This window comes from Halomonas sp. TD01, assembly GCF_923868895.1.
Taxonomy (GTDB): domain Bacteria; phylum Pseudomonadota; class Gammaproteobacteria; order Pseudomonadales; family Halomonadaceae; genus Vreelandella.
In genome coordinates, this window is the sequence record NZ_OV350343.1 from 3,933,147 (window position 1) to 3,956,612 (window position 23,466).

The 23,466-nt window shown below is 51.9% G+C and carries 22 protein-coding genes; 6 read left to right on the plus strand and 16 right to left on the minus strand.

Annotation, left to right across the window (positions count from 1 at the left end; genetic code table 11):
• Positions 1-25: 25 nt before the first annotated feature.
• The 8 genes from sufD to L1X57_RS17810 form a co-directional block, all read right to left on the minus strand.
• Entirely contained in the window at positions 26-1,366 is a 1,341-nt protein-coding gene (gene sufD, locus L1X57_RS17775) for a Fe-S cluster assembly protein SufD (RefSeq protein ID WP_009724950.1), read from the minus strand.
• The gene (sufC, locus tag L1X57_RS17780; protein WP_009724949.1) at positions 1,363-2,112 is read right to left on the minus strand and encodes a Fe-S cluster assembly ATPase SufC; all 750 of its coding nucleotides are present in this window, start codon (positions 2,110-2,112) and stop codon (positions 1,363-1,365) included. Before sufC ends, sufD begins: the two co-directional genes overlap by 4 nt.
• A gap of 73 nt (positions 2,113-2,185) precedes the next feature.
• Positions 2,186-3,628, minus strand: a complete 1,443-nt coding sequence (sufB, locus tag L1X57_RS17785; protein WP_009724948.1) for a Fe-S cluster assembly protein SufB — start codon at positions 3,626-3,628, stop codon at positions 2,186-2,188.
• A 62-nt stretch (positions 3,629-3,690) separates the two neighbouring features.
• A complete protein-coding gene (locus L1X57_RS17790; RefSeq protein WP_009724947.1) occupies positions 3,691-4,149 on the minus strand; it encodes an SUF system Fe-S cluster assembly regulator in 459 nt (152 codons plus the stop codon).
• Between the two features lie 290 nt (positions 4,150-4,439).
• Positions 4,440-4,781 (minus strand): zinc ribbon domain-containing protein YjdM, encoded by a 342-nt coding sequence (locus L1X57_RS17795; protein WP_009724946.1) that lies wholly within the window; start codon positions 4,779-4,781, stop codon positions 4,440-4,442.
• Positions 4,782-4,869: 88 nt separating this feature from the next.
• Positions 4,870-5,346 (minus strand): YbhB/YbcL family Raf kinase inhibitor-like protein, encoded by a 477-nt coding sequence (locus L1X57_RS17800; protein ID WP_009724945.1) that lies wholly within the window; start codon positions 5,344-5,346, stop codon positions 4,870-4,872.
• A gap of 69 nt (positions 5,347-5,415) precedes the next feature.
• The gene (locus tag L1X57_RS17805) at positions 5,416-5,970 is read right to left on the minus strand and encodes a hypothetical protein (RefSeq protein WP_009724944.1); all 555 of its coding nucleotides are present in this window, start codon (positions 5,968-5,970) and stop codon (positions 5,416-5,418) included.
• 28 nt (positions 5,971-5,998) lie between these two features.
• On the minus strand, positions 5,999-6,373 hold the full coding sequence (locus L1X57_RS17810) for a thiol-disulfide oxidoreductase DCC family protein (RefSeq protein ID WP_009724943.1): 375 nt from the start codon (positions 6,371-6,373) through the stop codon (positions 5,999-6,001).
• A 72-nt stretch (positions 6,374-6,445) separates the two neighbouring features.
• Between L1X57_RS17810 and L1X57_RS17815 the strand changes: the two genes are divergently transcribed.
• Both L1X57_RS17815 and L1X57_RS17820 read left to right on the plus strand, forming a co-directional pair.
• Positions 6,446-6,907 carry a flavodoxin family protein gene (locus tag L1X57_RS17815; protein WP_009724942.1) on the plus strand — a complete coding sequence of 154 codons (462 nt, stop codon included), beginning with the start codon at positions 6,446-6,448 and terminating at the stop codon, positions 6,905-6,907.
• A gap of 149 nt (positions 6,908-7,056) precedes the next feature.
• Positions 7,057-8,145 (plus strand): histone deacetylase family protein, encoded by a 1,089-nt coding sequence (locus L1X57_RS17820; protein WP_009724941.1) that lies wholly within the window; start codon positions 7,057-7,059, stop codon positions 8,143-8,145.
• A gap of 58 nt (positions 8,146-8,203) precedes the next feature.
• On the opposite strand, the gene fadA is transcribed toward L1X57_RS17820, so the two are convergent.
• On the minus strand, positions 8,204-9,382 hold the full coding sequence (gene fadA, locus L1X57_RS17825) for an acetyl-CoA C-acyltransferase FadA (protein ID WP_009724940.1): 1,179 nt from the start codon (positions 9,380-9,382) through the stop codon (positions 8,204-8,206).
• Positions 9,383-9,405: 23 nt separating this feature from the next.
• Entirely contained in the window at positions 9,406-11,580 is a 2,175-nt protein-coding gene (gene fadB / locus L1X57_RS17830; RefSeq protein WP_009724939.1) for a fatty acid oxidation complex subunit alpha FadB, read from the minus strand.
• Positions 11,581-11,851: 271 nt separating this feature from the next.
• Between fadB and L1X57_RS17835 the strand changes: the two genes are divergently transcribed.
• Both L1X57_RS17835 and slyA read left to right on the plus strand, forming a co-directional pair.
• Positions 11,852-13,009: a DUF5924 family protein gene (locus L1X57_RS17835; protein WP_009724938.1), complete on the plus strand. Its 1,158-nt coding sequence runs from the start codon at positions 11,852-11,854 to the stop codon at positions 13,007-13,009.
• A gap of 71 nt (positions 13,010-13,080) precedes the next feature.
• Positions 13,081-13,533, plus strand: coding sequence for a transcriptional regulator SlyA (gene slyA / locus L1X57_RS17840; protein WP_009724937.1), 453 nt, complete (start codon positions 13,081-13,083; stop codon positions 13,531-13,533).
• A gap of 8 nt (positions 13,534-13,541) precedes the next feature.
• Here the strand turns inward: slyA and L1X57_RS17845 are convergent, their stop codons facing one another.
• Positions 13,542-14,081 (minus strand): preprotein translocase subunit YajC, encoded by a 540-nt coding sequence (locus tag L1X57_RS17845; RefSeq protein ID WP_009724936.1) that lies wholly within the window; start codon positions 14,079-14,081, stop codon positions 13,542-13,544.
• Positions 14,082-14,212: 131 nt separating this feature from the next.
• Here L1X57_RS17845 and L1X57_RS17850 point away from each other — a divergent pair, with 131 nt between their 5' ends.
• On the plus strand, positions 14,213-14,665 hold the full coding sequence (locus L1X57_RS17850; RefSeq protein WP_009724935.1) for a universal stress protein: 453 nt from the start codon (positions 14,213-14,215) through the stop codon (positions 14,663-14,665).
• A gap of 52 nt (positions 14,666-14,717) precedes the next feature.
• Here the strand turns inward: L1X57_RS17850 and L1X57_RS17855 are convergent, their stop codons facing one another.
• Positions 14,718-16,637: an ATP-binding cassette domain-containing protein gene (locus tag L1X57_RS17855; RefSeq protein WP_009724934.1), complete on the minus strand. Its 1,920-nt coding sequence runs from the start codon at positions 16,635-16,637 to the stop codon at positions 14,718-14,720.
• A 153-nt stretch (positions 16,638-16,790) separates the two neighbouring features.
• Here L1X57_RS17855 and L1X57_RS17860 point away from each other — a divergent pair, with 153 nt between their 5' ends.
• Positions 16,791-17,804, plus strand: coding sequence for an AraC family transcriptional regulator (locus tag L1X57_RS17860; protein WP_009724933.1), 1,014 nt, complete (start codon positions 16,791-16,793; stop codon positions 17,802-17,804).
• A gap of 3 nt (positions 17,805-17,807) precedes the next feature.
• On the opposite strand, the gene L1X57_RS17865 is transcribed toward L1X57_RS17860, so the two are convergent.
• The 4 genes from L1X57_RS17865 to L1X57_RS17880 all read right to left on the minus strand — a co-directional run bounded on the left by L1X57_RS17865 (position 17,808) and on the right by L1X57_RS17880 (position 23,448).
• The gene (locus L1X57_RS17865) at positions 17,808-19,460 is read right to left on the minus strand and encodes a fatty acid--CoA ligase (protein WP_039869918.1); all 1,653 of its coding nucleotides are present in this window, start codon (positions 19,458-19,460) and stop codon (positions 17,808-17,810) included.
• A gap of 35 nt (positions 19,461-19,495) precedes the next feature.
• A complete protein-coding gene (gene bktB, locus L1X57_RS17870; RefSeq protein ID WP_009724931.1) occupies positions 19,496-20,683 on the minus strand; it encodes a beta-ketothiolase BktB in 1,188 nt (395 codons plus the stop codon).
• Between the two features lie 63 nt (positions 20,684-20,746).
• Entirely contained in the window at positions 20,747-21,889 is a 1,143-nt protein-coding gene (locus tag L1X57_RS17875) for an acyl-CoA dehydrogenase family protein (protein ID WP_009724930.1), read from the minus strand.
• Between the two features lie 2 nt (positions 21,890-21,891).
• Positions 21,892-23,448, minus strand: coding sequence for a fatty acyl-CoA synthetase (locus L1X57_RS17880; RefSeq protein WP_009724929.1), 1,557 nt, complete (start codon positions 23,446-23,448; stop codon positions 21,892-21,894).
• Positions 23,449-23,466: the final 18 nt, after the last annotated feature.

A 23,466-nucleotide genomic window follows, 5' to 3' on the forward strand; every position in this document is an offset into this window, starting at 1 on the left:
CTCCTTGGCCTAATCGTTGAGTGCGTTAGTCGTTAAGCGCAGCCGCCGCTTCTACCAATCCAGCGAGGTTGAAACGTTCCGGCAGCTTGCCCGCCACCGCCAACTCTACCCGTTCGGCAATCACATCAAGCGCTACCTGCTCAAGCACCTCACCAGCAAATGCAAGCGTTAACAGGCCACGCGCGGTCGCTTTGTCGATACCGCGGGTACGTAACGCGTAGATCGCATCTTCATCCAACTGTCCCGTGGTGGTGCCATGAGAGCACTTCACGTCATCAGCATAAATTTCGAGCTCAGGCTTGGCATCGATACGCGCGCGATCGGAAAGCAATAAGTTTTGGTTACTTTGAAAACCTTCGATCTTCTGACTATCGCGCTTAACGTACACTTTGCCGTTAAAGACGCCATGAGCGCGGTCATCCAAAATGCCTTTGTAATTCTCATTTGAGAACGTCAGCGGCGCATTGTGATTAACCTTGGTGTGGTTATCTATATGCTGGCGCCCCTGGCCGAAGAACAAGCCATAGAAATTGGTTTCCGCTCCTTGGCCGTTCAGGTCACTAATAAGGTCGTTGCGCACCAGCGCACCACCCAAATTCAGATTGTAGGAGCTATAGCGGCTATCTCGGCTCTGTTCAACATGAATACTGGCGACATGCATGTCGCCCAAGGGCGCTTCTTGCAGTTTGTAGTGATTCAAGATCGCTCCGCGATCAAGCATCAGCTCGGCAACCACGTTGGTAAAGTTAGCCGCCTCGGTTTCACCGACATAGTGCTCAATCAACGTCGCTTCGCTGCGCCCTGCTGCTTCTACCAAGATGCGCGGATGGCACATCACTGGCGTGCCTGCACGAGACATAAACTGCAGTAGAATGGGTTTTTCCACAACGGTACCCGGCGCGATGCGCACCACAGCACCCTCTTCCATAAACGCGGTGTTCAGCGCTGCGAACGGGGAGAAATCAACCCCCGTCAGGCGCCCCAGTGGCCCACCCACAGCTTCGTGGTTATCAGCCAGCGCCTTAGAGAGCGGCATCACCTGAACGCTACTTGGCAGTGCTTCTAAGTCCGAGAGTGCTGCAGAGAATACACCATCTACAAACGTTAGCCGATACGCATCCAACGGCAATGTAAGTGCGGCCGCTTGCGCCTGAGAAAAGTCCGCATTTTCAGCCAGCGCAAAGTTTCCCTGGGCAATCGTACGTACGTCGGTGTATTTCCACTCTTCATCGCGGCGAGTAGGAAACCCCATGGCTTCAAAGCGTGCAGCTCCCGCTTGGCGGCGAGCCGCAATCCAGGTGGGTTCCGCACCGCGCTGTTGGCTACGCGCTGTTAGCGTGTCCAAAAACGTTTGCGTATCGCTCATGCCGCAGACTCCTCAATGCCTTCATAGCCGTTGGCTTCCAGCTCTTTAGCAAGCTCAGCGTCGCCGCTCTTCACAATGCGGCCATCAACTAAAACGTGCACCTTATCCGGCACGATGTAGTCCAGCAGGCGCTGATAGTGAGTGACCAGTAAAATGGCGCGATCTTCAGCGCGCAGGCTATTAACGCCATCTGAGACAACTTTCATGGCATCAATATCAAGGCCGGAATCAATTTCATCGAGCATGGCAAGCTTAGGCTGAAGCACCAGCATCTGAAGAATTTCGTTACGCTTTTTCTCACCGCCCGAAAAACCTTCATTGACAGCACGCTGCAGGAAGCTGGCATCCATCTTCATAAAGCCCAACTTCTCTTTTACCAGCTTCATAAACTCAGGGGCGGGCATTTCTGCTTCACCGCGCGCTACACGCTGGGCATTGAGGGCGGCCTTCAGCAAGTAGATATTTTTGACCCCAGGGATTTCCACCGGGTACTGGAAGCCAAGTAGCAGGCCTGCTTGGGCGCGCTCTTCGATTTCCATTTCGAGAACGTCCTGGCCTTCAAAGGTAATGCTGCCTTGGGTCACCTCGTAACCATCTTTACCGGCGATAACGGCCGACAAGGTAGATTTACCCGCGCCGTTGGGGCCCATGATGGCATGCACTTCACCTGCTTTGATGGTAAGCGTTAAGCCTTTCAAAATTTCTTTGCCGTCGACGGTGACGTGTAAATCGTTAACTTGCAACATAGTGATAACCTTTTAAATGCTTGCGAATCGCTGGCGCGACGCCAATAAGATAAATTGTAAAGTGTCGGAGCTATTAGCCCACCGCCCCTTCCAACGTCACGCTCAGAAGCGCTTCGGCTTCTACCGCGAACTCCATCGGCAGCTCTTGGAAAACGTCTTTACAGAAGCCGTTAACAATCATGCTGACCGCATCTTCTTCAGAAATCCCGCGGCTTTGGCAGTAGAACAGCTGATCTTCACCGATCTTAGACGTGGTGGCTTCATGCTCAATCGTGGCGGTGCTGTTACCGATTTCTTGGTAGGGGAACGTGTGCGCACCGCACTTATCGCCAATTAGCAACGAGTCACACTGGGTAAAATTACGCGCCCCTTTGGCACGGGGGCCAATTTTAACCAGACCACGGTAGGATTGATCGCTCTTACCCGCTGAAATGCCTTTGGAAACAATATAGGAGCGAGTACCTTCACCAATGTGGATCATTTTGGTACCGGTGTCGGCCTGCTGACGGCCGTTGGTAACCGCCACGGAGTAGAACTCCCCGATGCTGTCTTTGCCACGCAGTACACAGGAAGGGTATTTCCAGGTAATCGCTGAGCCGGTTTCTACCTGAGTCCAGCTAATGCGTGAACGATCACCACGACAGTCGCCACGCTTGGTAACGAAGTTGTAAATACCGCCTTTACCGTTTTCATCACCGGGATACCAGTTCTGCACGGTGGAGTACTTAATGTAGGCGTCGTCCAGGGCAACGAGTTCTACGACTGCTGCGTGAAGCTGATTTTCATCACGCATTGGCGCCGTACAACCTTCCAAATAAGACACCTGGGCACGGCTCTCACAGATAATCAAGGTACGCTCGAACTGACCTGTGTTAGCCGCGTTAATACGGAAATAGGTCGATAGCTCCATTGGGCAAGTCACGCCCTCAGGAACAAATACAAATGAACCATCAGTGAATACTGCCGAGTTCAACGCGGCGAAATAGTTGTCAGCAACGGGAACGACGGTACCTAAATACTGCTTGATGAGTTCTGGATAATCGCGGATTGCTTCAGAAATCGAGCAGAAAATAACGCCTGCTTCGCCCAGCTCCTTTTTAAAGGTGGTCGTCACCGATACTGAGTCAAATACGGCATCAACCGCCACGCCTGCAAGCGCTGCACGCTCATGCAAAGGAATACCAAGCTTTTCATATGTTTCGAGAAGCTTAGGATCAACTTCATCCAGACTCTGAGGGCGATCTTCAGGGCGCTTTGGCGCACTGAAATAAGAGATTGATTGATAATCAATTGGCGGATAATCAAGATGCGCCCAGGACGGCTCTTTCATTTTCAACCACTGACGATAGGCATCTAGGCGCCACTCCAGCATCCATTCCGGCTCACCTTTCTTATTAGAGATAAAGGCGATGGTGTTTTCATCCAAGCCAGGTGGCAGGGTGTCGCTTTCTATATCGGTTACAAAACCATCTTTATATTCGCGACGAACCAACTGTTCCATTTCTTCGCTTGCCATGGTGATACCCTCCGGGCAGTTGGGTGGCGAGGTTAGCTCGCCGTCAATAGGGATAGCACTGCCTAAGCTGATGCCAGGCTGATGCTTTGAATCGGTAACTGTACGGGTAATTTGATAGGGGTCGTGTCGGCCAAATGGGCCAGCGTGACGCTTTCAAGTAGCGTGCGAATCGCCAGCGATACGCGCTGCCAGTTGTCCGCGACACCGCAAGTAGCTGCTAAATCACACTCGCCTTCAGCTTGGCTGCATTCAGTCATCGCTACTGGCCCCTCAATAGCAGCAATAATATCGGCTGCGGTAATGTGTGATGCCGGTCGCGCCAAGCGATAACCACCCTGAACACCACGCTGCGACTCCAGAAGCCCAGCTTTTACCAGCATCTTCAGCGTCTTACTGACAGTGGGGTGAGGCAGCTGCACCGCTTCAGCCAAATCAGCCGCCGCATGTGACGCCTGTGGATGGCGAGCAATTTGCGCCATCACTACAGCGGCATAATCTGTCAGCCGAGAAAGCTTGAGCATGTTGACTCCCGTTCGCCGTTACAGTTGGCTTACCCGTTAATTGGTACCATTTTAGTCCTGTATAAATTTGATGTGAAGCCCTAGAGCAAAATCGTTATCAATTTATGCAAAATAACAGCACGTTCGGCTCTGATAGCATCAAAAACAACAATCATTATCATTTGAAAAAACTATCAACAAAACTCTCAAAGTGCTTAACGAAAAAAGCCTGCGAGAATTTCGCAGGCTTTTGGGACTAGACATAGACAGAGCAGTACATTGTGGTGAAGGTGCGCTATTTCTTTGAATCGCTATGCTTTTTTGACAAACTCCGATTTAAGCTTCATGGGACCAATACCGTCGATTTTACAATCAATATCGTGATCGCCATCCACTAAACGGATATTTTTAACTTTGGTGCCTACTTTAACCACCAATGAGCTGCCTTTGACTTTGAGGTCTTTTATGACGGTAACGCTATCGCCGTCAGCCAGCATATTACCGTTAGCATCACGAATACCAGAGCCAGCCTCTTCAGCGCCCTCTTCTGCTACTTTTGACCATTCGTTGCCGCATTCCGGGCAGACATACTGGATACCATCATCGTAGGTAAATTCAGAGGCACAGGCAGGACAATTGGGTAGATCACTCATAACAGGCTCCATCACATCAATCTAATTCACAGGATTTAGAAAGCGATGGAGCCTACACGGGTTCTGCAAAATGTCCAGAATTGGTGTCTTAACCACGCTGATAGATGCCTACTAGTCGGTTCATACCCAGCAGGTGTGGCTCAACTTCATTGAGCAACTCTTGAAGCGTTAACCCTTCAGGTAGTGAGGTTTGATGATCCAACGCTAACACCCAAAAATAGTAAAGATGGTTGCCATGTCCTTCTGGCGGCATCGGTCCACAATAACCATTACTTCCTTTGTCATTTACTCCCGTCGTACCTAACGGCGTCTTTTCAGCCAGCTCCTGAATATCACCAGGAAGGTTATAGAGCACCCAGTGGACAAACCCGTAACTTCCTTCTTTTACCAATGGTGCATCAGGGTCGTGACAAATTACTGCAAATCCCTTGGTGCCTTTTGGCACACCTTCCCAGGTTAAGGCAGGCGAAACATCTTCGCCTTCGCCGGTGTGCTTAGTAGGAATAGATTGATGGTTGAGAAACGCGCTGCTAGTCACATGCATAGAGGATAGTGCAAATGCCATGCTGCTCTCCTATAGGGACAAAACAAAAAAACATTTTTAGCCTTGTCGAATAGCGATAAGAAGTCAACATTAATTCAGTTTAGCGGAATGCCGCTGCCACCACTCATTTGCAATGCTTACATTGCCTGCATTCGCAGCCGAATCTAACACTGTGGGCAACTGTATATAGTCACCTCGCGTTCTCGCCATTAAAAGCGGATCTTGAGTGGCCAGCTGAAGGGCATACAGGGCTAACATCAACTCATAGTCATCGGTCGTATTTAGACGCGCAAACAGCAAAGGGACGGCGGGCAAGCCAATTTCGCCTAGCCGCTCTGCCGCAATATACCAAACGCGCGGATTGTCTTGCCCTCCATATTGCGAAACAAAACGCCTGTCTGCTAATCGGCTAACATAGTAGGCCGCCTTCTCTTCTGGGCTAGTTAACAGTGGCGGCACCCAGTCGGTTACCTGGCGGTTAGTAACGTTACCAGACTGCGCTCCTGGGGATACCTGAGCCATGCTAGGCGACACCGCTTGAGCGGTGGTATCCGGTGTTTGAGAGGCGGTTGGCTGACCGGCGCATCCAGCTAATATGACACCCATTGCGCCTGCCCACAGTAGCCAAGGAGCTCGTTGCTTCATGATAAATTCCCTATATCGATGTCCACATCTATTCAGACCAACGCCCTTCCCGCTTAAGACGTTGCTTTACCCAACGGTCATAATACCAGCGTAACGCGTTTTTAATGCCTGGCAGGCCAATCAGCCATGCAATAGGCGCCAGAAATGGAATACGCGCTATCAACACACGATAGGCATCAATGCCTTCGATAACAGTGCCATCGACTTTTTCGATATGCAGCGAGCGTAAAGCGGCTTCTGGCGCCACTCCTTTGTCTCGTAATAGCTGCTGATGCTCAGTGACATCGCACCACACAATGGAATGACCATGCCTGCCAGCCCAACGCTCAAAACGACGACGATCTTTGCGGCAGCCAGGGCAAACCGCATCGTAAAAGACGTTGATTGGGGTGTTATCAGACATATAGGCTCTCGTTAAGGCTGTACTTAATAGTGTGGCACTTCCTCTAGGCGACGCAACTCAGCAGGCTTTTTCATGAAACGTCTACTCATCATTGCTCACGCACCTTCTAAGAACACTCAAAAAATGCTCGAAGCCGTTATCAATGGCGCTTCTCACCCCGACATAGAGAATGTGGAAGTGTTCTCTCTCCCCCCACTCGAAACACACCCCGAAGACATTAACGCCGCCGATGCCATCATTTTGGGGACGACTGAAAATTTAGGATATATGGCAGGCCTGATGAAGGATGTCTTCGACCGGTGCTATTACCCATGCCTGGATAAAAACGAGGGACTGCCTTTTGCCTTTTATATTCGAGCTGGCCACGACGGAACCGGCACTCGCCGAGCAATTGAGTGTATCACCAAGGGATTGCGCTGGAGATTGGTGCAAGACCCACTTATCTGCAGGGGTGATTTCCAAACAGGGTTCATCGACCAATGTGAGGAGCTAGGGCTGTCCATAGCCGCTAGCCTGGAAGCAGGCATCATCTGATGTGAGTAGTCGTGAAAAATCAAATTGTATAACGCTGTTAAGCCTGCCTTACTATAAAGAAGCATGTCGCGCCGGTATTCCATAGAGGCACCTGCCCACTCCACCCGTCGCCTTGCCATAACCCAACGCATGTATTTCAGGTAGCCATTATGCATAAAGTCATCGCTTTTTATGACGATCGCGTACTTGACCACGAGCCTAATATCGACGCGGATTTTTTACCCGAGCGAATTGATAAACGCATTCGACACTTGTTGGCAGGGCTACCTATTCCGTGGAAATACCCCGAGCACCCTGGTCGGTTACAAGCAATCCAACAACTGCTTGAGAAAGCACCGATTGATGGTCTGCAGATTGAAGGAGGCAAGGCCGCGACACACGATCAGTTAGCCCGTGTACACACCACCTCTTATCTCAGCGACATCTTTAGCCTGCGCGGAAAAAATGCATGGTTGGATGTGGATACCACAGCGGTGTCACCAGGTAGCATTGACGCGGCAGAAGTCGCCGCAGGCACGGCTATTGCCGCCGTAGAAGCCGTCATGGATAAACGCACCCAAAGTGCGTTTGCACTTATTAGGCCGCCTGGCCATCATGCGGAACCCGTTCGCGCCCGTGGGTTTTGCTTATTCAACAATGTTGCAGTAGCTGCCGCCCATGCGCGCAGCGCCTTAGGCTGCGAAAGAGTACTAATTATTGATTGGGACGCACACCACGGTAACGGCACACAGGATATCTTTTGGGCCGACCCCGACGTGATGTTTTTTGACATACACCGCGCCGCACCTTTCTACCCAGGCTCAGGTCATTTAGAAGAAGTCGGCGCGGGTTTGGGTGAAGGAACTACCATCAATGTCCCACTCCCCGCTGGCGCCGGCGATGAGGCGTATCTCAAGGCGTTTCGTGACATTTTGGCGCCTGCTGCCCATTGGTTTAAGCCGGATATTATTTTAGTCTCAGCAGGCTTTGACCCACATTGGCATGATTTAGCGCTCAACGTTTCTTATGAGGGCTTTGGTGCCCTGACGGGGTTCTTACAACAGCTAGCTGAACAACACTGCGAGGGCCGTTTAGTGTTTGTTTTAGAGGGCGGCTATAACCTGGAATCACTGGCCAACGGCACCCGAGCGGTGCTTGCAGTACTTGCGGGAAACACCATCCCAGTGCCTGATACTTGCGGTATCGCAGAAGTCCAAGCGGCGGCTGACTTTCATCGCAGTGCGTTTCCAACCAGTTAACAGCACTGCCATAAAAAACGGCACCGCGGGGGTGCCGTTTTGTCGGTAAGCGCTGTGTTTATTTGAGTCGTTCAAACACGGTCGCTACCCCTTGCCCCATACCGATACACATAGTGGCAAGGCCGAGGGTGGTATCGCGCTGCTGCATAACGTTAAGCAGTGTTGTACAGATCCGCGAACCCGAACAGCCCAGCGGGTGGCCTAGCGCAATGGCACCGCCGTGTAGGTTCACTTTTTCATCCATGGCATCTAGGAAGCCAAGATCTTTCAAGACAGGCAAGCCTTGCGCAGCAAACGCTTCGTTGAGCTCAACGGTTTGAATATCTGCTGCCGATAAGCCAGCGGCTTTCAGGGCTTTTTTAGACGCAGGCACCGGGCCGTAACCCATAATAGAGGCATCACAGCCTGCTACACCCGTTGAAAGCACTTTCGCAATCGGCTCAAGCCCTAACGCTTGGGCGCGCTCGTAGCTCATAACGGCCATTGCTGAAGCGCCTACCGACAATGCAGACGACGTGCCAGCGGTAACGGTACCGTTGCGAGGATCAAACACCGGCTTAAGGCTGGCCATCGACTCAAGGCTCGCCTCAGGACGAATCACTTCATCGTTTTTGAACAGAATTTTAAAGCCGCGCTGATCGTGGCCTTCAACGCCAATGATTTCGTTATCGAAGTAGCCTTTCTCCATCGCAGCCTGGGCACGCTGGTGGGAACGCACGCCAAACTTATCCTGGTCTTCACGGGAAATACCGTGCATTTTGCCCAGCAGTTCAGCAGTCAACCCCATCATCATGGCAGCTTTCGCGGCGTATTTGCTGGCGGCTGGGTTAACATCAACACCGTGAGCCATGGGCACGTGCTCCATGTGCTCTACCCCACCGATCACGTAAAAGTCGCCCATACCCGCTTTAATGTTAGCCGCCGCAATATGCAGTGCCGTCATTGAGGAGCCGCACAGACGGTTAACGGTTTGCGCAGGCACCGAGCGGGGAATGCCGGTCATGATCGCCGCATTACGCGCGATGTTCATGGACTGCTCAAGGGTCTGGTTAACACACCCCCAGATTACATCATCAACTTCGGACGGATCTAGATTAGCGTTACGATCAAACAGCGCCTGCATGACAGCTGCTGACAAATTCTCAGCGCGCACATTACGAAACGCGCCATTTTTAGCTTTCGCCATGGCGGTACGTACACCGTCAACCACCACGATATCTCTTGGGTTCAAACTCATCTTCTATCTCCTATGCGTGGTGGTTAGGCCTGAGTGCCAGAATAAAATTGCTCGTTATTTTGAGCCATCTGACGCAGTTTCTCAGTGGGCGCGTAAAGCGGGCCTAACTCTTCCGCAAGGTTTTCGGCTAGCTTCACGAATTCGGCAACACCCATCGCGTCAATGTAGCGCAGCGCGCCACCGCGGAAGGGAGGGAAACCGATGCCGTAGATTAATGCCATATCGGCTTCAGCTGGGGTTTCCACGATGCCATCTTCAAGGCAACGAACAGTTTCCAGACAAAGCGGTACCATCATGCGAGCGATAATGTCTTCATCAGAAAACTCTTTCTGCTCTTTCACGACGTCTTTCACCAGCGCGTAGGCTTGCTCGTCGGTAACTTTCTTAGGTTTGCCTTTCTTATCTTCTTCATAGGCATAGAAGCCTTTATCGTTCTTCTGGCCCAGACGCTTATTGTCGTACATCACCTGAATAGCGGTTTTGCCGTCACGCGCCATGCGATCCGGGAAGCCTTCTGCCATCACTTCGTTAGCGTGTACCGCAGTATCAAGACCGACTACGTCCAGCAGATACGCAGGCCCCATAGGCCAGCCAAACTTTTCCATCACTTTGTCAACGCGCTGGAAATCAGCGCCCTGCTCTACCAGGAAGCTAAAGCCGCCGAAGTAAGGGAACAATACGCGGTTAACCAAAAAGCCGGGGCAGTCATTCACAACGATCGGGGTTTTGCCCATCGCACGTGCGTAGGCAACTGTTGCTGCCACCGCCGCATCTGAGGTCTTCTCGCCACGAATAACCTCCACTAACGGCATACGGTGCACAGGGTTAAAAAAGTGCATACCGCAGAAGTTTTCAGGACGCTTAAGATTCTTAGCCAAGCGATTAATAGAAATCGTCGAGGTGTTAGAGGTAAGGATGGTGCTTTCACTCACCATGCCTTCGACTTCGGTCAGTACGGCGTCTTTGACCTTGGGATTTTCAACCACCGCCTCGACCACTAGGTCGACGTTGCCGAAATCACCGTAAGAGAGCGTGGGGCGAATGTTGGTCAGCTTTTCGGCCATCTGCTCGGTCGTCAGCTTTTTACGCTCTACCTGCTTGGAGAACAGCTTACGCGCTTCTTTCAGGCCCAGCTCAATGGCTTCCTCATTGATATCTTTCATAACAATGGGCGTACCTTTGCTGGCACTCTGGTAGGCGATACCACCACCCATGATGCCTGCGCCCAGCACGGCGGTCTGCTTAACTGGCTGCGACTGCTTCTCGTACTTGCTACCTTTTTTCTTCACGACTTGGTCGTTAAGGAACAGGCCAACCAAGTTAAAGGCAACACTGCTGAGTGCTAGCTTGGCAAATGCTTTCGCTTCAATCGCCTGGGCACGGGCACGCGTCTCGCCAGCGCCTTTCTGAATCACCTTGATCGACTCTACCGGCGCGGGGTAGTGAGGGCCGGCCTTGCCAGCTACAAACCCTTTGGCGGTTTCAAACGCCATCATTTGCTCAATGGCGTTGAGATTAAGCGGTGATTTCTTCTCTTCGCGACGCGCTTGGTAATCCAACTCACCGGCATTGGCACGGTCTAGAATATCCAATGCGGCTTCTTCAAGAAGCTCGTGAGTAACAACAGCATCGACTGCGCCGACTTTAAGTGCCGCATTAGCACGGTTTTCAGTACCGCCAGCAATCCATTCAATCGCGTTATCTGCGCCAATCAAGCGAGGTAAACGTACACAACCACCCCAGCCTGGCAGAATGCCTAGCTTGGTTTCAGGTAAGCCGATTTTGGCTTTCTCACTCATTACCCGGAAATCGGTGGTCAACAGGACTTCACAGCCGCCACCAAGGGCCAGGCCATTAATGGCCGTCACGGTTGGGAAAGGCAGATCTTCAATCGCATTGAAGATGTCGTGAACCTTAAGGTTCATCTCGACGAGATACTCTTCGCCTTTGTCAAAAAGGCTGTGAAACTCGGTGATGTCAGCGCCGACAATAAATGCATCTTTGCCACTGCTAATCATCAACCCCTGTAGGCCGCTTTCAGCTTGAAGCGCTTTTACTGCCTCGCCCAACTCTGCCACAACAGCACTGGACAGCTTATTAACGGACTCATCTTTCAGATCGAAAGTGAGCTTAGCGATGTCATTGCCACCTTGGGTGTCACGACGCTCCACCGTGATGGCATTGCCTTGATAGATCATCCGCGCTCTCTCCACAAGTTCGGGCTGGCACCTTTAATCGGACCCGCCACGCATTTCATACGGTCGTTTGATTGCGTAAGCTTGGTTGAGATAGTGAGGAACGTCAAGCCCTGACTTTTGGCTAATGCGCTTATCTCTCAAGTGCACTTACACAAATCAACTTACAACAGGCGCACATTTTTTGCGCTTTTTATAGACAAGATAGAGAACGCATCGACTTTCCCGATTAATCCAACGATCATGCTGTTTTCATTTATGAGCCAACATCGCCATGGGTAGTTTCTTTACTCCCACTCGTATCACGGCACTACAAGCACGGGTTGAACGTACCGTCGAGCGTCTAAAACCCTGGAGCTGGCTGTGGCCACCTATCGCGTTTGGCGCTGGGCTGGGCAGCTTTTTTCTGGTGGATCGCCAACAATGGCTAGGAGCCGCGTTAGCGTTGGGACTTCTTTTTGCCTGGCTGCTACTACTCACTGAGAGCTTCATAGGACGTTGGCTTGCTAAACGCGGCCACCCCACACTGCCCCGTGGGGTCACCACCTTTATCGCCCAAATGATTCACCAGGAAACACTGTTCTTTACGTTGCCATTTATCCTGGTTACAACCGTGTGGAATAGTGGGCAGACGCTGTTTGCATTGTTAGTGATAACAATGGCAATACTGTCGATCGTAGATCCACTCTATTACAAGCTCGCCGAGCGCTGGCGAAGCCTCTATTTTATCTTTCATGCCCAGTGTGTCTTTTTAGTGGTATTGGTGATTCTGCCTATCATGCTTCAACTGACGACTGGCCAAAGCCTAATCCTTGCGCTGGTGATTACCATATTTGTTGCACTGCCCAGTTTTTGGCACTTGCTTAAAAAACGTTCATTAACACGCTGGTTCGCTTTTTTTGCTCTCACTATCATGTTGGCGTATGCAGCCTGGCTCGGCAAAATATGGGTGCCCCCAGCCAGTTTGTGGATGACAAACAGCGCACTTTCCCCGGCTCTTGATATTCAAAGCCGCGCACCTCACGGGACAATGGCACTTACGCCAGATGCGATTCGCTCTAAAGGCCTTTACGTTTACACCGCTATTCGTGCACCGCGTGGATTAAGCGAGACAATTCATCATGTATGGCACCACAACGGTGAATTGTTAGACGAAGTAGAACTTGCTATCAACGGTGGACGGGAACAGGGCTACCGGGCATGGAGCCATAAGCAGAATTTTCCTGAAGCGCCGTCGGGAGAGTGGCGTATCGACATTATGACGGATAGCGGACAACGGCTAGGGCTGATCCGGTTTACTGTTTCGGACGATCTGGAAAAAGCCACGATAGCGGACAGCAAGATCCAACCGAACGGCTTGAGTGCGCTAAATTTGCGCCGCTTTATACCTGGAAACGACAGCTCTGAAAACGATTCATCAACGGACGAATAACATAACGCCTTGCATTCAGCGGCGCAGCTTATGACAATTCGCCTACTTACACTTTTCGGTAGCTGTTTACTATGGCTTCAACAATTGGTTTTCGCATTGCACGCCTGCCCCACCTGTGGCGTTCTATTCTGGACCGAAGGCTTGCCCCCTTAGGGTTAACACAAACGCGCTGGGTGACGCTTTACCATCTATGGAAGTTAGGTGAAGGCAACCCACAGTGTGATTTAGCTAGGGCGATTGGCGTAGAGGCGCCGTCTTTAGTAAGAACCCTAGGGCAACTCGAGGCACAAGGGCTAGTTGAGCGACGGGCCTGCGATAATGATCGCCGTAGCAAGCGGCTTTATCTAACGCCGGCGGCAATGCCCCTACTTGAACAAATTGACAGCGTTGTCCAGGTGGCGCGCAAAGAGATGTTGGCTGGCCTAAGTGAGAGTGATTTAGACCAGTTAGACAAGTGGCTGGCGCTGATAGAGTCCAATGGCATGGCGATTCAGTCAAGAGACCAAGACGGCCCCCCGGCATAAGACTTCCATTAATGCCCTGCTGTTTCGCCGGTCCCATTTAGCGGCTTTACAGCAGGGCGGTCTGACAACCCACTAAGCGTTTCTTTTAGCGTCTGAAAATCGTCTCCGTAGGTCGAGAAACGCTCGGCAGTTTGTGACTCCCACCACCATAGTGTTAACGCCGTAGAATTCGACTCGATCACCAAAGCATCTTGTGGAAGGCGCTCTAGCAAGGCTTTCAAAGAGGCGCTTGCGATTTCTGGCAGTGGCCGTAATGGCGCAATACGCCAACGCCACCCGGCATGATAAAGCTCCAGCGCCTCACTTGCGTTCGATTCACGAACTAGCACAAAATCGGGACCTGGCGCCTGCTGGGAAAAATACCAACGATAGGCGGGCATCGTGCCTCGGAAATGATGCAGGGGCGGCTTCTCCATCTTGACCGTTACCCCTTGCTTCTTGGCACTTGAACGCAGCGCCATTTGGCGCTTTTGCTGGGGGCTAGGCTTCAGCCACATCACCGGAGCAATAACAAACATTAAAATAAAAATAATAATTAACCATTCCATCCCGGCGTCTCTCCTATTCTTTAACTTAAAAAAGCATGACATAGATCGTTGTTAAGATTGCGCTTGCAGCCTAAAGTAAAGGTCATCTAACAAAGCGTTTTCTTTGTTAATTATCAATAAGGAGATTAGCCATGAGCTATCACCACATATTAGTAGCCGTTGATCTAACTAAAGACTCCCATAAAATCTTAGAGCGCGCAGTCGCGATTGCTGAGCGCAACAACGATGCCAAAATTTCTATTATGCACACCCTCGAACCATTGGGCTTCGCTTACGGCGGCGACATTCCAATGGATCTCACCAGCATTCAAGACCAACTGGATGACCACGCAAAAAAGCGGCTGGCTGAAATTGCCATCCCTCATGTCGAACCTGCGGATCAACATGTCGTGGTCGGTATGCCAGACACCGAGATTCACCGCTTCGCAGAAGAACACAACGTCGATCTAATCGTTGTTGGCTCGCATGGGCGTCATGGCTTTGCCCTGCTACTTGGCTCTACCTCTACCGGCGTACTTCACGGCGCGCAGTGTGACGTTTTGGCCGTTAGGGTCGGCAAAAAAGGTGAACAGAGCGACGAGTAAGCCGTGAGTAAAGGGCACCCAGCCGGGTGCCTTTACTCATTCGATGCTGATGTCAGTCACCGTTGGCCATTGCTTCAAGCTCCATCCAACGCTCCATTGCCGTCTCAAGCGTTTGCTGTACATTTTCTAACGCTTGCAACTTAGCAGTGACGGCACTGGCTTCTTGCTGATAGAAGGCAGGATCGCCAATCTCTTGCTCTAACGCCTCTACCTCACTCTCAAGGCGCTCAATCTGTGCAGGTAACGCGTCTAACTCTCGCTGCACTTTATAAGAGAGCTTAACGGTTTTCTTAGCGGGCTCTACAACCGGCTTCTCTGGCGTTTTTTCAACCACAACGCTAGTCGGTTCAGTGTTCTGGCGAGCGGCACCTTCCCAAGGTGCTGGCGGCAGTTTACCTCCTTGGCGAATCCAATCCGTGTAGCCACCCACGTATTCACGCACATAGCCCTCACCCTCAAAGGCCAGCATGCTGGTCACGACGTTATCCATAAATGTCCGGTCGTGAGAGACCAGTAGCAGCGTGCCGTCAAAGTCCAACAGCAGCTCTTCAAGCAGCTCAAGGGTTTCCATGTCCAAGTCGTTGGTAGGCTCATCCAACACCAGTACGTTGGCAGGCTGGGTAAACAGCTTGGCTAACAACAGACGGTTGGACTCTCCGCCGGAAAGCGCTTTCACCGGCTGTCGAACACGGTCAGGTGTGAATAGAAAATCCTGAAGGTAACTCATCACGTGGCGATCTTTTCCGCCAACGGTTACCCGATCGCTGCCCTGGGCGACGTTGTCGTAGACAGTTTTTTCCAGTTCCAAGCCAGCGCGTAGCTGATCGAAGTAAGCGACCTTCAAATTGGTACCCAACTGAGCACTACCTTCCGTAGGGGCAAGCTCGCCTAGCAAGATTTTCAGCAGCGTTGTTTTACCGGCACCGTTGCGACCTAGGAAGCCAATACGGTCGCCACGCATCACTTCAAGGTTCACATCACGCAGAATGACATCATTGCCGAAGCGCTGTGTTACGCCTTTCAGCTCGACTACCCGCTTACCAGTACGTTCGCCGCTGTCAACGTTGAGATTAGCAGTGCCCTGACGTTCACGGCGCTGGCTGCGCTCCAAACGCATCTGTTCAAGTTCTCGCACACGGCCTTCGTTGCGGGTACGCCGTGCCTTGACGCCTTGACGAATCCAGACTTCTTCCTGGGCGAGCTTTTTATCGAAAAGCGCATGTTCACGGGCTTCTACTTCCAGCTCATGCTGCTTTCGCTCTTGATACTCTGCATAGTTACCGGGATAACGGCCAAGCTTACCTCGGTCTAGCTCAAGAATCGTGGTGGCCAGCTTAGATAAGAAAGCACGGTCGTGGGTAATCAGTAATACCGCGCCATTAAAGGCCAGCAGTTGCTCTTCCAACCAAGCAATCGTGTCTAGATCAAGATGGTTGGTGGGCTCGTCAAGGAGCAGTAAGTCAGGCTCTGAAACTAGTGCTCGTGCCAGTGCAACACGACGGCGCCAGCCACCAGAAAGCGCACTCATTTCAGCTTCAGGGGGTAACCCTAAACGAGTGAGTACGACATCAATGCTCTGATGGAAAGACCAGCCGTCGATGGCTTCGATGCGGGTTTGCAACTTGGCCATGCGGTTCATATCGGGGTCAGGGTCATTGATTAGGTGCTGGTATTCGGATAGCAGCTCCCCCGCTTCGGGCAGCCCCTGAGCAACCATGTCAAAAATCGTCATGCCTGAGGATTCAGGCAACTCCTGAGACAGTACGCCAATTTTCAAGCCCGGCGCTCGCCAAATAGAGCCGTCATCGGCATGAATATCGCCCGCCACTAGTTTTAATAGCGTTGATTTACCGGTGCCGTTGCGCCCGACCAGCGCCAGCCGCTCGCCTTTTTCAACCGTTAGGTCGGCGCGGTTAAGCAGTACTTGGGTGCCGTAAGCGAGTTGCAGCTGTTCGAGTCGTAACAAGGTCACGCAGTGTCCTCCTTCATCATGAGGCGCACAGTGTAACGCATGCACTCACGTTAAGGAGAGCCCTTATAGAGCCAAACGACACATCGTGCTAACGTCCCATCATCACGTGATAATAACAAGGTAGTGCCAAGCTACTCGTTTAGGGCTGACATCGTGACCGTTACCGTCTCAATGCACTTTGTGAACGAACTCTTGTGTGGCTTACCCGCTACTGAGCATTCTCCTGTTCGCTACTTGGAACTTGCTGGAATTTCCCCCTTTCTGCTTAGCGCACCGAATGGGCGAGTCACTGTTGAGCAGTTTGCCGAGCTTTACCGCCTACTCGCCCTTGAGCTAGATGATGAGACACCGTGCTTTTTCTCCAGGCCGCTACGCTGTGGAACGCTAAAGCTGTTGTGCTTAAGCTTGCTAGATGCGCCTACACTGCACGTTGCTCTTCACCGCTATACGCAATTTTTTCGAATTCTATTAGATGATTTTGGCTACGGTTTTACTATTGAAGGCGGATTCGCCCGAGTGGCGCTGGAAGAACGCGCCCCGCCTCAAGGTAGCAGAATATTGATTCATGAGCTGATGCTGAAGCTGTTTCACGGCATTTCCTCATGGATGATCGCTCGCAAAATCCCACCTATTTTAATGGAGTGCGGCTATGCCCAACCCGCTCACAGCGCTGACTATCTCTACTTCTATCCCGGCAAAGTAAGATTCGATCAACCACAAACAGCTGTTTACTTTGATAAGGCGTTTCTAAACCACCCTATACGACAGACTAAACAGCATCTTGGCGCATTTTTACAACGCGCACCGGCTGACTGGTTCTACGTCTCTTTTGAAGATCGTTTAGTGACTCACCGCGTTCGCGAACACCTAAGCCGCCACTTGCCCGCCTCATGCACTGTTCAGCATGTGGCAGATGCGTTACATATGTCCGTGCGTACACTCTCAAGACACTTGAAACTCGAAGGCACCCATTTCCAGGCGGTTAAAGACGAATACCGTCGCGACTATGCCATTCAAGCACTCACTCGCAGCACACAACCACTGACGGCAATTGCAGAAAAACTCGGCTTCGAAGACCTTGCCTGCCTTAGCCGAGCGTTTAAACAATGGACAGGAAACTCGCCCGCCGCCTACCGCAAGGCGCAAACGGCGGGACTTAAACGTTAGCGTTCAGATCTCAGTGCGAATGCGCTTTTTATCCAGCTTACCGACACTGGTTTTAGGAATTTCATCTACGAAGCGAATCAACGATGGAATGCCCCAGCGGTTGATGCTGCCCTGTTCTACGAACTGCTCCATAAATGCTTGTACCTTCTCTGCAGTGGGCGGGTTATTTAAATCGCTGGGTACGACGAGCGCCGCTGGCCGCTCGCCCCATTTATCATCCGCGACGCCGATCACCGCCACTTCAGCGACACCTGGGCATTGGCTAATATAGCTTTCCAGCTCAAGTGAAGAGAGCCACTCACCGCCGGTTTTGATGACATCTTTAATACGATCGCTAATGGCCAAGAAACCATGCTCATCAATCGAGCCAACATCACCGGTATGTAGCCACCCATCCCGCCAAAGCTCTTCACTGCGTTTTTCTTCCTTGTAGTATGCCTGAGTTAGCCAGGGCGCCTGGGCACGCACTTCGCCCACGCTGACGCCATCATGGGGTAGCGGTTCTCCATTAGCATCAACCACCTGCAACTTCACCAGGGGCACGGGCAAACCAGCCTTACACCGCCAAGGAAGCTGCGTTTCAAAATCGGCCTCAGCAACATCCTGAGGTAAAATATCGGCCGTTAGCAGCGGGCAGGTTTCTGACATGCCGTAGGCACTACGTGTATCAATGCCGAGTGACCAAGCACGGCTAGCCAGGGCTTGGGTTAGCGCACTGCCGCCCACAAGCACCTTCCAACCGGTTAAATCAATTTTTTTCGATGCGATAGCGTCAGCGCTCACCACCATATTTAACAGCGTTGGCACGCAGTGGGAGAAATCGACCTTTTCATTCACCAGCAGTTTGACCAACATTTCCGGCTCATAGCGGCCAGGGTATACCTGGGTCGCTCCCATCAACGTGGCGGTGTAAGGCACGCCCCACGCATGCACATGGAACATCGGCGTGATGGGCATGTATACCTTGTCACGGTTGAGCAGCTCAAACCCCGGTGCTTGGAAGGTACTGGCTTCACCTAGTGTGTGCAGAACTAATTGGCGGTGGGTAAAAAACACCCCTTTCGGATTACCGGTGGTGCCCGTGGTGTAGAACAGCGTGGCCACCGCATTCTCATCAAAAACAGGAAACTCGTAATGAGTTGGCTGCTCACTTAGCAACGCCTCAAACTCACCAACTAGCGGAAGCGACGTGCTGACGGTGCTTTGTGTTTCTTGGCAAAGTAGGTAACCGCGTATGTTGGGTAGTTGATCAGCGAGTGGCTCCAGTAACGGCACGAAATCCTCATGCACTAGCACAAAGACATCTTCAGCGTGCTCCATCGTGTAGTGAATTTGCTCAGACGCCAAACGTACGTTGACGGTATGCAGCACGGCACCAATCATGGGAATGGCAAAAAAGCACTCTAAGTAGCGATGGCTGTCCCAGTCCAAGACTGCCACCACATCACCCGCCTGAACGCCCTGTGCCGTTAGCGCATGGGCAAGCTGGTGTACCCGCTCACGAAAACGTCGATAGTCATGACGGCTCTGGTCTCGATAAACAATCTGGTTATTTCCCGCCATTCGAACACCTGACTCCAGCAATTCTCTGATTAACAGAGGCGAGCTAGTCGCAGACGGCGTAGAAGGAAGTATTTTTGGCGTTATCGTAGACATAAAACACACCTCGATTGTTATTGGGAAACCGGTTGTTATTCGCGTTCTATTAACAGCGCAATGCCCTGCCCACCGCCAATACACAGCGTGATCAAACCATAGCGGCCCTGACGTCGCTCCAATTCGTGTAAGGCTTTTAGGATCAAGATGGCACCGGTCGCTCCTACCGGATGACCAAGCGCCACGGCGCCACCATTCGGGTTCAGTTTTTCCAATGGGAAGCCCAGCGTATCGGCAACGGCCATCGCTTGTGCCGCGAACGCTTCATTGGACTCAATCACATCAATATCATTGATCGTCAGCCCTGCCTGTTGGAGGCAGCGTTTCACCGCGGGGATTGGTCCTAACCCCATTACCGAAGGCTCCACACCGGCGGTGGCTGCCACGCGAAGTCGCGCCCTAACCGTTAAATTGCGCTGCTGTGCTTCATCGGCATGCGCCAGCACCAAGGTCGCTGCGCCATCGTTGATCCCAGAGGCGTTTCCTGCCGTTACTATTCCTTCTTTTTTAAAGGCCGGCTTAAGCCGTGCTAAATCACTTAACTCAACGCCTTCACGCACATGCTCATCACGGGCAAAGGAAACCGTCTGTTTTCCTTTTGTCACTTCAACAGGCACGATTTGCTCGTCAAAACGCCCTTCTGCAATCGCTTTTGCCGCCTTACGATGGCTATCCACCGCAAACTGATCTAGCTGCTCGCGGCTTAAGCCATACTGCTTGGCGATATTTTCAGCGGTCATCCCCATATGCCCGCTGCCAAATGGATCACTAAGAATGCCAAGGGTAAGATCCTGGATATTGGCATCGCCTAGGCGTATCCCATTGCGTGCTTGGGGCGGCAGTAGATAAGCACCTCGCGACATCGACTCAGCCCCACCCGCTAGTGCTAAGCGGCTGTCGCCCAGAGCGATTTGCTGCGCCGCCGATATAACCGCCTGCACGCCAGAACCACATAACCGGTTAACATTAAAGGCACCCGCTTCTTTCGGCACTCCCGCACTCAACGCGATATGACGGGCAAGATAGGCATCTTCTGGGCTAGTGGTAATAATATGGCCATACACAGAGTGGTCGATATCAGCGCCAGCAATGCCCGCACGGCGCAATGCTTCCTGGGCAGTGATAGTGCCTAACTCATGGGGCGCGAAAGATGAGAGCGACCCACCAAACCCACCAATGGCGGTGCGAGCACCGCTTACAATAACAACGCTATCCAGTTGCATAGTCTCTCCTTAGTAATGACGCACAGTGGATAAGGGCTTAAGAAAAGGGCTTAAGAAAAGGGCTTAAGCCACTTTGCCCAACAGCGAGCGTGCGACCACTTCTTTCATAATCTCAGAACTACCGGCGTAAATCGTTTGCACCCGCGCATCTAAGTAGAACCGTGAAATCGGATATTCATGGGTGTAGCCATAACCGCCAAACAACTGAAGGCACCGATCAACAGCGCGACACTGCAGCTCGCTGAGCTGTAATTTAAGTATCGCGGCATCGGTACTTGTCATCGTGCCCTGGCGATACTTATTAACGCACTGATCAAAGTAGGCCCGCGCGACATCCAGCTGGGCCTTGATCTCAGCCAGCGTAAAGCGGGTATTTTGAAAATCGGCCACGCGCTGGCCAAATGCGTGACGCTGGGTGACGTAATCAAGCGTTAATGCCAAAGCGCCCTCTACCGCGCCAAGTGCTTGGGCACCTACGCCTAAGCGTTCCCGGGGAAGCTCTTGCATGAGATAGCGAAACCCAGCGCCCTCTTCTCCTAACAAGGCACTGCTAGGCAGTTGCAACTGATCAAACGCCAGTTCTGCCGTATCGCTGGCATGTTGGCCGATTTTCTTAATGGGTTTACCACGGGAAAAACCGGTAAGGGACGTGTCGACCAAAAACAGCGAGACCCCTTTTGCACCTGCACTGGGGTCTGTTTTTGCACAGACAATAACGAGATCTGCTACTTGGCCATTGGTAATAAACAGCTTGCTACCGCTTAGTAACCATCCAGCGGCTGTTTTGGTGGCGCGGGTTTTCATCGCTGCTAAGTCGCTGCCCGCATGAGGCTCGCTCATGGCAATCGCCCCCAGCCACTCCCCACTTGCCATGCGGGGTAGCCATGTTTCGCGCTGCTCATCAGTGCCTAAATTTTGCAGGTAAGGCATCACGATATTAGCGTGAATATTGTAAGCGCTGGCCAGCCCACCAAACCCCTGCCGAGAAATCTCCTCCAGTGCCAGCTGGGTAATGGCAATATCGGCTCCTGAACCGCCATAGGTCTCATCAAGGTCAATCCCCAGTAGACCGGCGGCTCCAAGCGCTAACCATAAGGAGCGCGGTATTTCACCGGCCGCTTCCCAGTGCTCATAGAAAGGCGCCACTTCCTGCGCTAAGCAGCGGCTGATCATGTCATGAAATAGCGACTGTGTTTGCTCGTCCATGCTCACTCCTTTAGGTCTTGGCGCAGGTGACGCTTAAGAATTTTACCGGCAGTACTTTTTGGCAGTGCCTCTGCAAACACTATGCGTTTAGGAACTTTATAGGGTGCGATCAAGCTTTTTGCATGATGGATGAGTTCATCCTCACTCACCGTTTGCCCCTCTTTCACCACCACAACGGCGGTAATCGCTTCAATCCACTTTTCGTCTGGCAGCCCCACCACCGCTACTTCCGAAATGGCTGAGTGCTTAAACAGCGCCTCTTCCACTTCACGACTGGCGACCAGCACTCCCCCCGTATTAATAACGTCTTTAATCCGGTCCACGACGTATAAGTAGCCTGCTTCATCGAAGTAGCCCACATCGCCAGAATGAAACCAGCCGCCCTGGAAGGACTCGTAGGTCATCTCAGGCTTATCCCAGTAGCCCGTCATTAGCTGCGGCGAGCGATGGATAATCTCACCATGTTCACCAGGGGCAACATCGTTCATTTCTAAATCAACAATGCGCGTTTCTACCGTGAGTATCGGCCGTCCCGCCGACGCGGGACGCTCAGCGTGCTCTTCTGGGCGTAATACCGTTGCCAAGGGGGCAATTTCACTCTGCCCGTAGCAGTTATATAAACCAACACCAGAGAAACGCTGCTGCATTTCTTCCAAAACAGGCACCGGCATGATCGAGGCGCCGTAGTACGCTTTCTTGAGTGTGGTTAAATCAAACTGATCAAAGTCAGCATGGCGCAGCAAGCTGATCCACACCGTGGGTGGCGCAAAGAACGATACGATTTTTTGTTCAGCAATCGCCGACAGGCAGCCATCTGGTAACGGCGCTTCGAGCAGATAAACGGGAGCACCCAGTAGCAGAGCGGGCATCAAAAAAACATGCATTTGTGCGGAGTGGTAAAGCGGAAGAGCGGCTAACATGGCGTCACTTCCCTTGATATCCAACTCCACCATACAGGCCATATATTCCGCCATCAGCGCTTGGTGGGTCATCATGGCGGCTTTAGGTGCTGCCGTCGTGCCAGAGGTATAGAGCAGCTGTGCAAGACTGCTTCCCTCTAGAGCAACCGCTGGCTCACTTGTTGATAGCAAGGAACGCACACAAGCCAAGACATCAAAACTACCTAACTGACTATCTTGTTGATCGGCATGAAGAGTGCCGTTGACTATTAATCCGAAACCTTGGGTTGCCTCGTGCACTTTGTCGGCTAACGCACTATCGCTTAGCAGCCCTTTCGCCCCTGACTGCTCAAGGATATAGCGCAGTTCGTCACTACTTAGTGCGAAATTAATAGGCACATGTACTAAGCCCGCTTTAGTGGTGGCAAGCCAAGCTATTACATAAGCATCTGAGTTTTTACCGTATACCGCCAGCCGGTCTCCAGGAGAAAGGCCGGCCGCTAACAAGCCGTTGGCCACGCTGTTAGCGGCGTCATTAAGCGACTGATAGCTCCATGTTCGCTCACCAAACGTTAGCGCAAGCTGGTGAGAATATTTGCGGGCGCTGCGGTTTAACGCAGCGCCAATCGTATTACGATGAATTAAGTGTGTATGTTCCATGCCAAGTCCTTATTGTTA